Source organism: Niabella digestorum, from assembly GCF_036409055.1.
Taxonomy (GTDB): Bacteria; Bacteroidota; Bacteroidia; order Chitinophagales; family Chitinophagaceae; genus Niabella; species Niabella composti.
The window spans coordinates 350,496-366,032 of record NZ_JAZGLY010000002.1 but is presented as its reverse complement, the minus strand read 5'-3'; the positions used below and the strand labels follow the sequence as shown (position 1 = coordinate 366,032).

General features: G+C 40.0%; 19 protein-coding genes. 7 read left to right on the top strand and 12 right to left on the bottom strand.

Annotated elements, in window-relative coordinates; translation table 11 throughout:
- Positions 1-117: 117 nt before the first annotated feature.
- Entirely contained in the window at positions 118-474 is a 357-nt protein-coding gene (locus tag V2H41_RS04265; protein ID WP_330973890.1) for a hypothetical protein, read from the bottom strand.
- On the bottom strand, positions 464-1,075 hold the full coding sequence (locus V2H41_RS04260) for an RNA polymerase sigma factor (RefSeq protein ID WP_330973889.1): 612 nt from the start codon (positions 1,073-1,075) through the stop codon (positions 464-466). The genes V2H41_RS04265 and V2H41_RS04260 overlap by 11 nt, the downstream gene beginning before the upstream one ends.
- A gap of 70 nt (positions 1,076-1,145) precedes the next feature.
- Here V2H41_RS04260 and V2H41_RS04255 point away from each other — a divergent pair, with 70 nt between their 5' ends.
- A complete protein-coding gene (locus V2H41_RS04255; protein ID WP_330973888.1) occupies positions 1,146-1,910 on the top strand; it encodes a C40 family peptidase in 765 nt (254 codons plus the stop codon).
- On the opposite strand, the gene V2H41_RS04250 is transcribed toward V2H41_RS04255, so the two are convergent.
- The 7 genes from V2H41_RS04250 to rpe all read right to left on the bottom strand — a co-directional run bounded on the left by V2H41_RS04250 (position 1,903) and on the right by rpe (position 6,910).
- Positions 1,903-2,538, bottom strand: a complete 636-nt coding sequence (locus V2H41_RS04250) for a hypothetical protein (RefSeq protein WP_330973887.1) — start codon at positions 2,536-2,538, stop codon at positions 1,903-1,905. The two genes, V2H41_RS04255 and V2H41_RS04250, sit on opposite strands and share 8 nt — an antisense overlap.
- A 114-nt stretch (positions 2,539-2,652) precedes the next feature.
- Positions 2,653-3,198 carry an inorganic diphosphatase gene (locus tag V2H41_RS04245; protein ID WP_330973886.1) on the bottom strand — a complete coding sequence of 182 codons (546 nt, stop codon included), beginning with the start codon at positions 3,196-3,198 and terminating at the stop codon, positions 2,653-2,655.
- A 71-nt stretch (positions 3,199-3,269) separates the two neighbouring features.
- Positions 3,270-3,695, bottom strand: a complete 426-nt coding sequence (locus tag V2H41_RS04240; RefSeq protein ID WP_330973885.1) for a hypothetical protein — start codon at positions 3,693-3,695, stop codon at positions 3,270-3,272.
- A 6-nt stretch (positions 3,696-3,701) separates the two neighbouring features.
- Positions 3,702-4,277: a nuclear transport factor 2 family protein gene (locus V2H41_RS04235; protein WP_330973884.1), complete on the bottom strand. Its 576-nt coding sequence runs from the start codon at positions 4,275-4,277 to the stop codon at positions 3,702-3,704.
- A gap of 96 nt (positions 4,278-4,373) precedes the next feature.
- The gene (locus V2H41_RS04230) at positions 4,374-4,937 is read right to left on the bottom strand and encodes a YiiX/YebB-like N1pC/P60 family cysteine hydrolase (RefSeq protein ID WP_330973883.1); all 564 of its coding nucleotides are present in this window, start codon (positions 4,935-4,937) and stop codon (positions 4,374-4,376) included.
- 61 nt (positions 4,938-4,998) lie between these two features.
- Positions 4,999-5,988 carry a PhoH family protein gene (locus V2H41_RS04225; RefSeq protein ID WP_330973882.1) on the bottom strand — a complete coding sequence of 330 codons (990 nt, stop codon included), beginning with the start codon at positions 5,986-5,988 and terminating at the stop codon, positions 4,999-5,001.
- Positions 5,989-6,262: 274 nt separating this feature from the next.
- On the bottom strand, positions 6,263-6,910 hold the full coding sequence (rpe, locus tag V2H41_RS04220; protein WP_330973881.1) for a ribulose-phosphate 3-epimerase: 648 nt from the start codon (positions 6,908-6,910) through the stop codon (positions 6,263-6,265).
- Positions 6,911-7,005: 95 nt separating this feature from the next.
- On the opposite strand from rpe, the gene V2H41_RS04215 reads away from it, so the two are divergent.
- Positions 7,006-7,464, top strand: a complete 459-nt coding sequence (locus V2H41_RS04215) for a hypothetical protein (RefSeq protein WP_330973880.1) — start codon at positions 7,006-7,008, stop codon at positions 7,462-7,464.
- An 8-nt stretch (positions 7,465-7,472) separates the two neighbouring features.
- Here the strand turns inward: V2H41_RS04215 and V2H41_RS04210 are convergent, their stop codons facing one another.
- Complete coding sequence (locus tag V2H41_RS04210) at positions 7,473-7,967, bottom strand: metallophosphoesterase family protein (RefSeq protein WP_330973879.1); 495 nt, start codon at positions 7,965-7,967, stop codon at positions 7,473-7,475.
- Between the two features lie 24 nt (positions 7,968-7,991).
- Positions 7,992-8,984 (bottom strand): zinc dependent phospholipase C family protein, encoded by a 993-nt coding sequence (locus V2H41_RS04205; RefSeq protein ID WP_330973878.1) that lies wholly within the window; start codon positions 8,982-8,984, stop codon positions 7,992-7,994.
- A gap of 154 nt (positions 8,985-9,138) precedes the next feature.
- On the opposite strand from V2H41_RS04205, the gene V2H41_RS04200 reads away from it, so the two are divergent.
- The 4 genes from V2H41_RS04200 (at position 9,139) to V2H41_RS04185 (ending at position 12,128) form a co-directional block, all read left to right on the top strand.
- Positions 9,139-10,071 (top strand): ABC transporter ATP-binding protein, encoded by a 933-nt coding sequence (locus V2H41_RS04200; RefSeq protein ID WP_330973877.1) that lies wholly within the window; start codon positions 9,139-9,141, stop codon positions 10,069-10,071.
- A gap of 22 nt (positions 10,072-10,093) precedes the next feature.
- On the top strand, positions 10,094-11,365 hold the full coding sequence (locus V2H41_RS04195; protein WP_330973876.1) for an ABC transporter permease: 1,272 nt from the start codon (positions 10,094-10,096) through the stop codon (positions 11,363-11,365).
- Positions 11,366-11,488: 123 nt separating this feature from the next.
- Positions 11,489-11,800, top strand: a complete 312-nt coding sequence (locus V2H41_RS04190) for a DUF2752 domain-containing protein (protein ID WP_330973875.1) — start codon at positions 11,489-11,491, stop codon at positions 11,798-11,800.
- Positions 11,766-12,128 carry a TM2 domain-containing protein gene (locus tag V2H41_RS04185; RefSeq protein WP_330973874.1) on the top strand — a complete coding sequence of 121 codons (363 nt, stop codon included), beginning with the start codon at positions 11,766-11,768 and terminating at the stop codon, positions 12,126-12,128. The genes V2H41_RS04190 and V2H41_RS04185 overlap by 35 nt, the downstream gene beginning before the upstream one ends.
- A 7-nt stretch (positions 12,129-12,135) precedes the next feature.
- Here the strand turns inward: V2H41_RS04185 and V2H41_RS04180 are convergent, their stop codons facing one another.
- Positions 12,136-14,193 (bottom strand): TonB-dependent receptor, encoded by a 2,058-nt coding sequence (locus V2H41_RS04180; RefSeq protein WP_330973873.1) that lies wholly within the window; start codon positions 14,191-14,193, stop codon positions 12,136-12,138.
- 131 nt (positions 14,194-14,324) lie between these two features.
- Between V2H41_RS04180 and V2H41_RS04175 the strand changes: the two genes are divergently transcribed.
- Positions 14,325-15,521 carry a DUF3298 and DUF4163 domain-containing protein gene (locus tag V2H41_RS04175; protein ID WP_330973872.1) on the top strand — a complete coding sequence of 399 codons (1,197 nt, stop codon included), beginning with the start codon at positions 14,325-14,327 and terminating at the stop codon, positions 15,519-15,521.
- Positions 15,522-15,537: the final 16 nt, after the last annotated feature.

Genomic DNA, 15,537 nt, shown 5'->3' with positions numbered 1-15,537 from the left:
ATATTTTGTGGGAAAAAAGCCAGTTAACATTAAATTAATATTGGATTTGGATGAAAAAACGGGCAGAATAAAGAACTTGTTAACATTATGTGCATAACTAAGCCAATATAGCTGCTATTAAAATTTAGTATGTAAGTATAAATAAATCATTACAATAATGATCAGTAGAATAAGAATGGAGAAATAAAGCCACCATAAAGGCTTCAAACTCAGTTGCTCTCTTCTTCTTTTTCTGCGACTGGTACGATTCTTCAAATCACGGTTCAGTCCATCTACAATTAAACGAATACGTTCTTTATTTGCTACTTGCTGTAAGCCTTCCAGCGCCTCATTATCAAAATCCTCATCAAGTAAATGCATCTCCAGCTCATGCTTTTCGGCATTAGACAGCTCATCATTCAGATACTTCAGAAGAAGTTCTGCATCGACATTCTTTTTTGGCCCATGCAATATTTTATTCAACTCATTCTCCATTTTCAAGCTTTGTGGTTTTGAGTTTTTTCTGAATGTACAAGCGTAGATTTCGTTTACCGTTTTGAATATAACTTTTAACCTGCTGTAAGGAGTAACCGGTTTGAACACTGATATCCATGTAGCTTTTTTTCTGCATATAAAACAATGTTATGCACTCATGTTGCTCCTTATTAAGTTCACTCAAAGCTTCATCAAGTAGGCCATCTGCCAGCACTTTATCTGTTATATCCACATCTTCCTCCTCTCTAGTACTGTCGCTGATTACAGGTAGTTCTACGGGCACTTTTCCTTTTCTGTCGCGCAAAATAGTCAAGCATTGATTTCGAGCTACCATGTACAACCAACTCTTAAAATAATCAATCTCATACTTGGGTATTTCCTGTATCACCTTCAAAAATATCTGCTGGACACAATCTTTAGCCTCCTCTTCATTCTTCAAATATTTCATACACACACCAAATAGCAGTAAAGTGTACCGTTGCAACAAAATGCCGAGCCACTCACTGTTGTGATGCTGCCGAAACCGCTCCAACAGTTCTTTATCGCTAATATCTTTATACAGATCTGTGGTCACACTGATAAAGTTATTTAAATCTACCATTAAGATGCATTAACTGCAAAATTCCATACATTATATTTGTGGCTTACTATTTTTACATAAAATATCCATCATGAACTATGCAATTGTGACGGTGCCCGCCGCCCCTGTAAGAAAGCTTCCCAACCATCGTTCTGAGATGAGCAATCAGTTGTTATTTGGAGAGTCGGTAAAAATCATCCGCCAAAAAAACGAATGGTATAAAATAGAAAGTTTGTATGATGGTTATCAGGGATGGCTCACTCATCATATGATTACGTTGACAGATAAAAGTGAAATAACCTCTTCCTGTCACTTACTGGCACCTCAGTTCTTAACCACCATTCGCATTAACGGGCAAACTATGCAAATTCCTTTAGGGGCATCACTTCCTAATTTAAAGAATAGAAAAGGGACCATTGCCGGAAAAGAATATAGCTTCAATGGGAAGCCCCTTCGACCTGATACTATTTCCAATAAAATTGAACAACTCATTAGCAATGCTATGCAATGGTTAAATGCTCCTTATCAGTGGGGTGGTAAAACCGTTCTAGGAGTGGATTGTAGCGGGTTTAGCCAAACAATGTATAAATTGGTAGGTATGCCCATTCCTCGAGATGCGAAACAACAGGCGCTTAAGGGCACTCTTGTAAAAAATCTACAGCAGGCCCAACCAGGAGATCTAGCTTTCTTTAATGAAGATGACAAAATCGTTCATGTGGGAATCTTACTGGGATCGAATAAAATCATACATGCGGCTGGCAAAGTGCGTATTGATACCATCGATAAAAAAGGCATCGTCAATGTAGACTCAGGTAAGCGAACTCATAATCTTAAGGTAATTAAGAGATTTATTTAATAGCCTCCAAGAGATAATCTTTGCTTACAGGATAAGCCCGATTATACATATGTATAAGATTGGTTACTACAGATAGTGCAAGCTGATTACTTTTATCAAGAGTTTGCCAGCTAATAATAACCGGTTTTACTGCAAAATAGGAATCCGAAAAAGTAGTAGTTTCTCCATCACTGATATTGCGAAAGCCTTTAAGACTCTCTATATCTACAAGGGGCAAGACTCTTTGTAATAATCTGGACAATTTTGTATAGTCTTTCTTTACTGCTTTTCGATAGGCTTCCGTATTAGGGAAATAAACAGTGAGTTGATAGCTATAGTAGGAAAGCATTTTATCACCAAAATCCATTTCCCTTTCATAAAAAAGCATATCCACTTTATTCGCCTGCATGCTAAATGGATTAAATACTTTATACTCTCCTTTTGCGTAATAACCGGTGGAATCGGTTTTATGTAGTATTGTCTTATTCAAAAGTTCCGGATCGGTAGTCAGCGCTTTTACAAATGCAGAAAAAGAACCTGCAAAAGGATTTACTCTGTAATACTTAGCCACTACATCAACAAAGTTCTGCTGAGCCGAGAGTATTTTTCCGGCTAACAAGAAGATTATCAAGTAAAAGAAATATCTCAAAGCGCTAATTTTTAAAAACCTAACAAACATTTTTATTCAGATAGATTGCTCCCTATATAGCGAAGCCGGCTTTCTATGCCGGCTAATAATGTTCAAGTATGATAAAAAACACTTTTATTGCTTTACATAATGCTGTTTATACAAATCAATAGCTTCTGAAACTATGGGAAGCGCAGTTGCTTTGTCCTGAAAGGTATCAATCTCTACTTTCTTATTTTCAAGCACTTTATATTGCTCGAAGAAGTTACGCATTTCAAGCAAAAAGTGCTGTGGCAGCTCGTCAATATTGTCGTATTGTCTTACGGAAGGATCGTGCAGTGCAACTGCAATAATTTTATCATCACGTTCACCACTGTCAATCATCTGCATATTACCTATTACCTTCGCCTGTACCAAACAGAGGGATCGGATGGATTGTGAGCATAGTACCAATATATCCAGTGGGTCCATATCTTGTCCCAGCGTTTGCGGAATAAATCCATAATTCACCGGGTAATGGAACGATGAGTAAATGACCCTATCCAGCTTCAACAGTCCCGTTTCTTTATCTATCTCATACTTTGATCTGGAACCCTCGGGAATTTCGATAATCGCATTCACATATTCAGGTGCATTAGTTCCATAGCTTACTCCATGCCAGGGGTGACGAATTGTTAACATAATGCCTTATTGATTTGTAATTAGCAATAGGAAATGAAAGTGTTATAATTTATATTTTATGTGCAAATATACTAGTTTTCAAAAGCTCCTTCTTTGGACTCAAAAAGATATTTAAAATCAACCAGCCACTTTCCGTCCTTACGCACTACTTTAAGAGTATCTCTATTGTCTTTATGAAAGGAGTTCGAATAAACGATAATGCTGGTAGAATCGTTCAGCAACTGCCTGTTATGAATATGAATACTAGCATCCCACAGCCCCTGCCGTTCCTCGGACGAAAGCTGTATACGCGATACGGCATCCAGTTGCTGGTTATTGATGGAATCGCGCAGCATAAAATCTGCAGCTCGATCGTATCTGCCTTTCAGAGAAGCTTCTAAGAAATTTCTGGCAGCATCCAGATCGCTGTCGGCCTCATCCTGCGATGATCCACTATTGCATGATACCCCTACCAAAAGGCCCCATACAGTTATGAATAGCAACAATTGTTTTGTCATTATGTTTTATTTCAGTTGTTCTAAATTTTTCTGAATTTCTTCAAGCACTTTGGGATCCACATTTCTAAGGATACTATCAGCCTTTTCTCTCTCCTGCTGCATTCTCTCTATATCCATCTCTGAAATATCCGGTACAACCTCCTCTGGGTGCTGCAGGCTTTGCGATCCCATACGCATAAGGGTACTCATAGAAAAATCTACCTTCCATCCATCTTTTTGCTTTATAAGTTTAAAATCGGTGGGTGGTACATCCTTCTTTTTATGTCTTACCTTAATAAATGCCGAGTCCCCCATAATCCTCGCTGGCTCCATTACTACATCCCTGAAATCTTCAGTAGGATCATTATCCGGTAGTGAGTCTTTCATTCTTTCAGCAATTTCTAGACCTTTTTTTATCATTTCTAGAGTAGCCTTGCTATCGTTGGTAACATATTGCGCTGCACCATCTATATCTTTTTTTGCCAGCTTTTCAAAAAACAAAGGCAATACCTCATTAGGATCGTGAATAACAGCCCCACTATTACAAGCAGCTAACCAAAGAAGCATCGTAATACTATATAGAAAAGATACCAGTTTTTTCATCAATAATAGATTATAGTTAATGGCCCATAGACCGAAATACCCAGATTCACACAAACAAATGTAAGTATGTGTTTTGAAATTCTGTTTAGGATTATTTTAAAATTGTGCTTCAAATATCAGTATTGCCATATCATTCAGGTATAAATCGTCAATACTCACGTATACCGGATCCTGCTCTTGGGGCAAAAATCCTTGCAGTTCATTTTTCAACACCCCATTCATGCATTTAAAAACAAATTCGCTGCAATACATTCTATCATCTGTATCAAAATTAAAATACCAGTCGAACAACAGCTTGTGAGCATAGTGTTTTTTCACTACAGTTGTAAGAGCATTAACTTGTTCATCGTTCAAAGGGTATCTGAATACTGCAAATTTATCGGCTTCTTTCGGGAGACAAAACTTTTCTATGGGTTCGCGTAATAAGGCCTGACTGCGATTATAGCCCCCTCCTATTGCATGATATACAAAAACGGAGTCGTTTTCCACCTGCAAAATCCCGCAATGTGAATAGGTTTTATCCCTTCGATTAAAACTTCGAGCTACGCGACTCACACCGTCTCTTCCATTCCGCACAATAATATCCCCGCTTTTAATTAACAATTTGGCTGCTGCTATTTTCTGTGCAACCTCTCTATCAGAAGATTTGCAGGCTATCAAACAAAAAAGAAAAAGGCATCCGCAATTACGAACGCCCTTTTGAAGTATTTGCAATATACCTTTAATCTTTGGAATATTTTTCTTTTTCCTGCGTAGTACGCTCATGCTCATCGTTATAAGCTTTGATAATAGCCTTCACTAAACGGTGTCTTACTACGTCATCTTCGTCCAACTCAATATATCCGATCCCCGGAATATTTCGCAAGATGCGGGTGGCCGTTTTTAATCCACTCCGTTGATTTTTGGGCAAATCTACCTGCGTCATATCGCCGGTGATGATGGCTTTTGCATTAGCCCCGATGCGTGTCAGAAACATTTTAAGTTGCAAATCGGTAGCATTTTGTGCCTCATCCAGAATGATGAAGGCATTATCCAGTGTGCGACCACGCATATAAGCCAGGGGCGCAATTTCTATAGCACGGGTGCTCATGAAATACCCTAACTTATCAGCCGGAATCATGTCGTCCAACGCATCATATAAAGGTCTTAAATACGGGTCGATTTTTTCCTTAAGATCACCGGGTAGAAATCCAAGGCTTTCACCGGCTTCTACAGCTGGACGCGTAAGAATAATTTTCTTTACCTGCTTATTCTTCAAAGCCCGAACGGCCAGAGCTACAGCTGTATACGTTTTACCGGTACCGGCAGGGCCAATCACGAAAAGAATATCGTTCTTTTCCGCTTCCTGAACCAGTTTTTTCTGATTGGAGGTTCGGGCACGAACACTCTTACCATTAGGGCCGAATACCAGCACTTCGTTAGGGTTTCGCTCAATAAAGTTGTCGATAACTTCCGTGTCATCACCGCCTAATATCTGATCGAAATAGTTGTTGCTCATGCTGCCATTTCTTTCCAAATAGGCAATAACCAGATTGATTTTTTCCTTAGCAGCTTGAATTTGCTCGGGTGCACCACTTAGTTTTAACTGCGTACCACGTGAGAGTATTTTTAGCAACGGGAACTTTTTCTTAAGGATATCAAGCTTGGCGTTGTTAACCCCAAAGAAATCTAGCGGGTTAACGGTATCGAGATTAATGATTACTTCTGTCAATGCTTTTACGATTTATGTTTACACTACCTTGCCGGAAACATTTTTGCTGCTATTGTGCATAGGGTACGTATTCCGGCGCTTCTATTCCAAATATATCTTAAAAAATACAAGAATAAAATTTATCTTTTCAACACCTGTGAATACTTTTTTTTCAAAAAAATGTTGAGAAAATATGGAGCTTTGATACCTAACTGCAAAATAGGGTATTACTTCCGTTACAGTGTTGAGCTATTGTAACAATCCATCGGGCTGATTGTTCATGATAGGGCAAGTATTATAAGGTCTTTAACTGAGCTATGGTAGCTACAGGGTCCTTCGCCTTAAACACAGTACTTCCAGCCACTAGCACATCCGCACCGGCATCGAGTATTTCCTTAGCATTTTCAAGGGTTACACCCCCGTCAATTTCAATGAGAACATCCAATCCGCGCTCTGTAATCATTTGCTTCAACTGCCGAATCTTCTCCAGTGTGTAGGGTATAAACTGCTGCCCACCAAATCCGGGATTTACACTCATTAAATTCACGATACTGATTTCATGCAAAATGTCGCTTAGCATAGAAACCGGCGTGTGCGGATTTACAGCCACACCAGCCTTCATACCTAGCGATTTGATATATGTAATATCCTGATGCAGTCTGGGACATGCCTCAATATGAATCGTAAGATGATCTGCTCCTGCCTTTTTGAATACTTCGGCGTAACGCGCCGGATCTTCAATCATCAGGTGCACATCGCAGGTTTTTTTGACAACTTTTCGCACAAACTCTAGTACCATCGGTCCAAAACTGATGTTGGGTACAAACTGGCCATCCATTACATCAAAATGTAACCAGTCTGCCTCACTGGCGTTTACAATATCACATTCTGCCTGCAGATTCAGAAAATTAGCAGCTAATAAAGACGGAGCGATAATTGCCATACAATAAGGTTTACTGGCTGCAAAGTAAACGCTTTCTATCAAAAGAAATTGCGTACAAATACCTATTTTCGCAATTCAACAAATTACTGAGTACTATGCAAACCGGCCTTCTTCATTTACACAGCTTTTTACGTTGGGCAATTTTGCTATTCTTTTTGATAGCTATTTTCAAAAGCCTAGGTGCAGGTAATAAACCATTTACTAAAAGCCACGCCACAGCAGGACTAGTACTGACTACACTTTGCGACCTTAATTTTCTGGTGGGACTCATTCAATGGTTTACCGGCAGATTCGGGCTGAAGCTATTTCAACAAATGCCCATGGCTGATATTATGAAGGCTCCAGTATACCGTTTTTTCGCGGTTGAGCATATTACGGGAATGCTTATTGCCATTGTATTAGTGCACATCGGTCGTTCTTATGCCAAAAAGAATATATCAGATAGACAAAAACACCGTAAAACAGTGTTGTTCTATGTTATTGCACTGATAATTATGTTGGCCGTTATTCCTTGGCCGTTTAGAGAGATAGGACAAGGTCGGGGCTGGTTCTAATTTCCGATTTAGCGGGGGCCTAATTCTATCACCTGACAATCTTTAAAATCACTCCCATCTATCGTAAAACAGATGAGAGTCCTTACTTTGTGCCAACCGTGCTTGCCCGCAGCGCCAGGATTCATATGTAGACACTGCAAGGCGTCGTCGTACATTATCTTAAGAATATGCGAGTGGCCGCTGATAAATAATTGCGGCTTTTCGAGGAGAAGCTGTTTGCGGGTTTCGGGGTTATACCGGGGCGGATAGCCTCCAATATGTTTGATCATCACCCTTACCTTTTCAATTTTAAAAAGCGCCACTTCCGAAAATTCGTTTCTAATATCCCTTCCGTCAATATTGCCATAAACACCTCGCAATGGTTTTAAGGCCCGCAGTTTCTCAGCGATCTCAATATTGCCGAAATCGCCCGCATGCCATATTTCATCACAGTGCTCGAAATGATAAAGCACCTGTTCATCCAAAAATCCGTGCGTATCCGATATCAGGCCGATACGGGTCATTAGGTTTATTATACGTTAGGGTTATTAATCTTTAGTCATCCTTTGGGTGGCAATAAGGATTTTCTTTTCCATTAGCTCATTTTTTTTGAAAGCCTTTTTCTCTTGCTTCAGGCTTCGCTTATTATAACCCTCCTCTATCAATTTATTAAGATTAGGTTTACCGGCATTTACCCAAGCCGTATACCAGAAATCGGCCACAGCATTGGAAGACGCTATCAACTGGTCATTGATGGAAGATTTTAACGCCTTAGAGTACTCTCGAGCAAATGCTTCTGTATAGAATCTGCGATTTTTACCCCAACGGAACTCCCATCTATACTTGGTAGAATCGGTAAAGTTTTTGGACACTTCACGCTCTTTTTCGAACATTTCGGGAAGTAGAGAAAACGTATGCTGAATAATCTTCCATATTTCGTCCTTGGGATCAGCAATATATCTGGCTTTATGACGCGTACTCAGGTTATAACTTGTGATCACTGCTTCAGGCACAGTGGTTTCCCATAAATCGTGAATACCATGCTGTCCGGTAAGCTGACCATCATAGTTAATGGAAGTATGTAGCGGTACATGCGCATCTGCAATATAATGACTCAAGTCAGCCGCATAAAACACAATACTATCGGGTTTTTGGGAACGGAACGCTTGGGTCAGTTTTTCCAGATACGCCTCTATTACGTAAGGCAGCGTACCGTATTTGTTAAGCGTATCAAGGCTGTATTTTGCTATAGCTTCCTGAAAATCTCTGGGCACCTCAGGGAAAGGAATATCTCCGAAACGCTCCATATCCATATAATGCTTACTTCCCTCTGTACTATCCTGCGTACGCCTTACGTCCGGACGCGGAGCACCGTACACCAAAGAATCTTTATGCACATAGAAAAAAGGCTGCATGGCTTTGGGCAATTGATAGATGGCCAGTTGGGCGATAGTTCGATGCACCAAAAAACCCCATGCCGAGGTTATCAATACAATACCAATAAGGATAAGGGAAAAAAGAAAGTAGTTTTTATTACGCATAATCTCTCAAAATAATCCTGCAAATTTGGGAGAAAAAAGGATTAGTTCCATTCCCGGTTAACTAAATTGTGAAACAAAACTCTGGATTTACATTAAAACTGCAAAAAAGTTATATACACACTTTATCTTTGTTTATAATACTAAATCCTAGCATATGCCGCTACTCGAAGTTCGGAACCTTATAAAACATTTTGCTACACAAAAAGCTGTAGACGATATCAGCCTCAGTATTGAAAAAGGACAGATTTTTGGATTACTGGGACCCAACGGTGCCGGAAAAACTACGCTTATCAGAATGATTACCGGTATCTTTTACCCAGATAGCGGCACTATTCTCTTTGACGGACAACCGTTCAACCCTGCACACGACATTGTGCATATAGGATATATGCCCGAAGAAAGAGGGTTGTACAAAAAAATGAAAATAGGCGAGCATGCCCTTTATCTGGCACAACTCAAAGGACTTAGCAAAAAGGATGCGCTCGAAAAAATAAAAGTTTGGTTCGATAAGTTCGAGATGGGAAGTTGGTGGTACAAGAAAGTAGAAGACCTCTCAAAAGGTATGCAACAAAAACTGCAGTTTGTCACCACTATCCTACATAATCCTAAGCTCATTATACTGGACGAGCCTTTCAGCGGACTGGATCCGGTAAACAGCAATCTCATAAAAGACGAAATATATAATTTGGCCCAAAATGGCGCTACAATAATATTTAGCACCCATAGGATGGAGCAAGTGGAAGAAATTTGTGACCATATTGTGCTAGTCAATCAGGGGAAAAAAATTCTTGACGGCACAGTACAGCAGGTGAAAAATGATTTCAAACAACATATCTACAAGATTGCTTTTGAGAATGATATTTCTATCATTGCAGACAGCACCATATTTGAAATTAAAGAACAGGACGCTCAATCCATCGTTGTTCAAAAACGTGATGGCGTAACAAATAATACAATTTTGCAGTATTTGATACAACAAGGTGCCCAAATCAATGCTTTTAAGGAAATATTGCCTAGCCTGAATGATATTTTCATCAGTCTAGTTAAAGACACCCCTGTATCACGCCAATTCCAGAACGTTAATTAATCTTTCTAATTGAAACTAACATATGAGCAAAACATTTTTAATCATACAACGAGAATATTTCACCCGAATAAGAAAAAAATCCTTTATTATTTCCACCTTACTTTTTCCACTGCTGTATCTCGGGTTGGTATTTGGCACTGCTTATATCGGGCAAAAAGCCTCTTCCAAATTGAAGATTGCATTGGTAGACTCTTCGGGCAAGTTCACCCAACAAAAAATAGATAAAGTAAATGCAGAGGACAAATCGAATACGCTCATTCTGGAAACAACAGATGTAGCCCAACTCGCCAACGATTTTGAAAGCAGAGGATACGATGCATATGCTGTAATTCCCCAAGACATTATGATTGCTGCCACTCCCCAAACCATCGTAGTGAAATCCAACAGAACACTGGGATTAATTGCCGGAGTACAGTCCAAGCTTAACAATATATGGAACGATATCAAGTACGAGGAACTAGGAATTGACCAAGAAAAACGTGTAGCACTCACAGGAAGCAAGCTTATAGTACTTGCAGAAAACCAGCAGGACAAAAGTGCAGACGGAACTTATGCAATGATCATAGGATATGCAGCAGGCTTTCTGGTGTACTTTATACTGCTCATATATGGCTCACAGGTAATGATGGGAGTAATGGAAGAAAAAACCAATAGAATTGCCGAAGTAATGGTATCCTCAGTAAAGCCTTTTCAGCTCATGCTGGGGAAAATAGTAGGAATTGCACTGGTAGCACTTACCCAGTTTCTACTATGGATTGTATTTGCTTTAGTAGTGTTTAATGCTACTAAAATTGCAGGCAATACGAGTTCGGAGCTGGCCGGAGCTGTTGCAAGTGTGCAGAAGTTCTTTACCAGCTTTAATATGCCCTTGCTATTGTTCCTGTTTGCATTCTATTTTTTGGGAGGCTTTTTCTTCTATTCCTCATTGTATGCAGCTATCGGTAGTGCAATTAACGAAGATGTACGTGAAGCGCAGTCACTCTCATTTCCGATTACACTAATCATCATATTTGCCATTTTTCTGCTGACCATAGCGATGAATGACCCCACTAGCCCTATAGCTGTTTGGGCGAGTATCATTCCTTTTACCTCTCCTATTGTAATGATGGCCAGAGTGGCTTATGGAATTCCGGGAACCGTTACTTACGGACAGCTTGCGCTGAGCATGACATTATTGGTGGCATCATTTTTATTCATGGTATGGTTTGCGGGTAAAATTTACCGCACGGGTATCCTCATGTATGGTAAAAAACCTACCTGGAAGGAAATGCTAAAATGGGCGATGCGCAAGTAATATTTACGTATTTAACCTTGGGATTCAACCGGCTTTACCGTCTTTTTACACCCGTTTACCGATGCGTATTATGTAGGGGGAGCTGTGAGCTGTAATTTTACATTACGAAATCTAAACAAATCAATGTTACAGTTTTTCAGAAAATACAGTGAAGTCATTATTTGGAACGGCGCCCTTATATTATTGGGCGTAATGAATGTAAATGATACTTCGCTCTGTCTTCTGAAAAATATGGGAATCACTTGGTGCCCGGGTTGTGGATTAGGGCATGCTATTCATTACGCACTGCACTTTGAATTTGAAAAGTCGTTTCAGGAACACATCTTGGGAATACCGGCAACATTGATTCTCTTCTACCAGAGTTGTAAATCTATTTATACAATCAACAAAACCACTCATTATGGACCAGCAACAAATACTAAGAATGTTTCCTGATATAGAATATGAGGAAATGGCAGCGCTCCTGCACCTTACGGAAAATATGACCGAGCAGCAACAACAAACTTTTCTGGTAATCTACCAGGGTAAAAGGAAAGATCGCACACTGATGCTGGTTTTTGCATTACTCGGTTTTGTAGGCGTAGCCGGTATTCACAGAATTATCACTGGTGATATCGGACTGGGTATCTTATACTTCTTTACCGCAGGTCTCTGCTTTATTGGCACTATTGTCGACCTGGTGAACATCAAAAAGCTCACCATGGACTACAATATAAAAATGGCTTACGAGGCTGCCAATTTGGCTACCGTCGTATTTAAATAAAATGGGCTTATTTCCGATAACTAATCGCTGTTCCTACGTACATATTTCTACGGGGAGCGGCGTTATAATATCTCCCTCCTGCCCCGTTAATGTCATTTCCTAAGCTATAATTTTCATTCAAGAGGTTATCACCTCCTAAGTATAGCTTAATATTTAACTTATCAATTACTAGTTGATAACCTAACTTAACGCCTAATAAATGATAAGGGTTGGCGACAGCCGTATTCGCATCATTGACAAATATTTTAGAGGCCCCATAATAAGTAGCATTGAGACTAAACCTATTCGCCATAGCCATATCGGCAGCTAGTGTTACTGAGCTACGTGGTACTCCGGGAAGTTGTTTGCCGGAATAATCATTACCCTCCTTAAGAAAAGTTCCATATTTAAAATAGCTATAAGTATATCCCGCAGTAAATACTGCACGATTCAACCATTTCCATCTCTCCTGTCGCAATACATAATCAGCAAACAGCTCTACGCCACGCTGCCGTATTTGTCCGGCATTCACAAAATAATCGGCCCCGGATTCATCGCGCTGTTGTACCAGCCCGTTTTTCATGTCAAAATAAAAACCCGTAGCCTGTAATCTCAATTCATTCCAAAGATATTTCTCCGCCGTTAGTTCATAATTCCATCCTTCTTCTGCTTTTAATGCCGTATTGATGATTCCTGTTGAAGGCAAGAGCTCCGCTATAGTTGGAGAAGCATATCCTTTTGCAACCGAACCTAGAATAGTCAACCTATTATCCCATTTTTTCGAAACCGAGATACGGGGCGCTACTTCGTTACTGAAAGCAAACGGCTGTTGTAGTACAGGTTCCTCATTCAAGCGTGTAAACCCCACTTTGGCCTTATTATAACTAGCACCTAGGGTATAAGTCCAGTTGGACATAGTGGTATAGACAACCTGGGCAAACAGACTATATATGGTAGTACTTACTTCATCATCGGTCTGAAGTGTATCGGGAACGCCTTTATTATTTCCATTTACTCGAATGCTATAATCGCCCTTTTGCCATTCAGCTCCGGCATCTACTCTTAGCCTGTTATCTGAGGCTAACGGTGCTTCAAACGTAAACTGTGTTCTTCCTCCGAAATGCGGTTCGATACGTCTTTCATAGTTCCTCACTGCACTATTTTTAATATGATTGTAGGAACCATATACTGTAGTTTGATTAGTGATATTCTGAGCAAAGTGATGAACATAGGTTATACCACCAGTAAGATTTTTTTGCCAGATGGCCGCCTTTGCCTCCACCGCGGAGGGGAATATGCCGGCTGCAGGCCTTGCCGCCCGAGGATTCTTCTGATATTCCTGTAAGGTAAGCGCTCCGGGAGTTTGATAATACATATCGGTATACAGCAAAGCTGCCGTCAATGCTTGTTTTTCTGTAATATGCCATCTACCCATCCATGACAGATTATCCCGCTGCACTGCAGACTGCTCTCGATATCCTTTACTTTCATTATGAGCATAAGTTAATTTTGTTGAAAACTTATCCCCTGCAATATTTCCTGTAGCAAGAACAGAATGTAACCCGTAGCTGCCACCAATATACTCCACAGAAGCTTCTGTGTGAGGTGAGATGGCATTTTCAATCAGCAATAGACCTCCTGTTCCAACACCATACATGCTGGAAGCAGGACCTTTAAATACCTCAATTGATGAAAAATTATTATAGGCCAATTGATTGAAGTAAGTATTACCTCCGGGATCAGTTAAGGGAATGCCATTCCAATACACTTTCACATTCCGCACCCCGAAAGGAGAACGCAGCGAGCTACCCCGAATATTGATACGATAACTTCCCGGAGAACGCTCTTCCATACGCATTCCGGGAATAGTGTTAATTTCGGAAAGAAGAGACATCTTATTGGATAAGGATGTGTTCCCTACTACAGAAATCAACCCTGTTGCAAGGTTTCTCTTCTGCCCAAATGCTCGTACCACCACCTCGCTTAGGGGTTTTATGGTATCGAATGTCATATCCTGTGCCGCACTGTTAAAAACAGATAGCAATAACGCCAGCCCCAGCCCGACGCTCCTACTTTTCCTAAACATATTGTTGAAAACTCTGTTCAAAATCTGAAAAGATTAAACCAACAAAGAAAATAAAATTAACTAAGTACTGCTTAATTTTGTTAGTAAAGCACTAAGCTTCCATATTTTATAACGATATATTGCAACAAGATATGTTTACACGCCTCCTTCTTTTCGCTGCGGTAATCTTTGGCTTTATTTCCTGCAAAAATCAGGATACTAAAACTAAAGAAGATGCTACCGCTACTAACCCAACAGATACAACAACGGTTATTACTGAAGAAGACAACTTATCCGCAAAGTTCTTTTACAGGACGTTGGAAGGTACTATTGCGGGCAAACCTGTAGTAATGCATTTACTAAAACATAATGACATGGTGGATGCCAACTATTACTACACTGATTATGGCACACCAATCTTTTTATATAAAGACTGGGATGAAGAAGGAGCAGATAGCCTTTACCTCATTGAAAACACTGATAACGGAAACGGGTTGTCACCCAAAATTGCCCTCTATCTCGCAGAAAACGAAATTACCGGCATATGGAAAAGTGGCGATAATAAAACCACCTACCCTATAAAATTGCGAGAAAGTCAGACAGATGGTACCCTTCGTATAAGAGCATTGAGCTATTCGGACTCTGCAGCATACCTGAAATTCCCCAAAGACACTCCCATTCTAAAATCAACGATAACTGTGGTAATGGCTACCGACAATGATCCGTCTGCCACCTGGTTCAATAACGAATTGAAAAAAATATTGGACAATGGGGATAAAAAATATGCTTCGCTTAATCTGCCGCAGACAGCTCAAGCTATCGTAAATGATTTAAAAAACAATTACAGTAAAGATGTTGACAGCAGTCTTGTGGGTGTAACCGTAGACGATAATATGCCCCATTATTTCCTCAACCGAGAGTATATCACCACCAGTAATGTGGTTCATAATAATAATGGATATATAATTCTTAACGTGTACAACTACTCCTATACCGGGGGAGCACATGGCGACTATGCCACTACCATGTATTGCTTTGACATAAAAAATCAGAAAAAACTACAGCTCAGCGATATCATGAAAGTAGATTCGGTTGCCATACAAAATCTGCTGGACAAATATTATAGAAAGCGGTACCACCTGCGTCCGCGTACTTCTCTAGATCAAAGCCTTTTCGTCAAGCATCTGGCTCCGAATGACAATTTTTATTTTGGACCCAAAGGTCTAGGCTTTATATATAACCCTTACGAGATCGCCCCTTATGCCGCCGGCGAGATCAATGTATGGATTCCTTTTTCGGAACTAGCGACATATCTGAACCCAGAATTTAAAGAAAGGATGGGCCTTTAGAATTTTCTTAATGCTT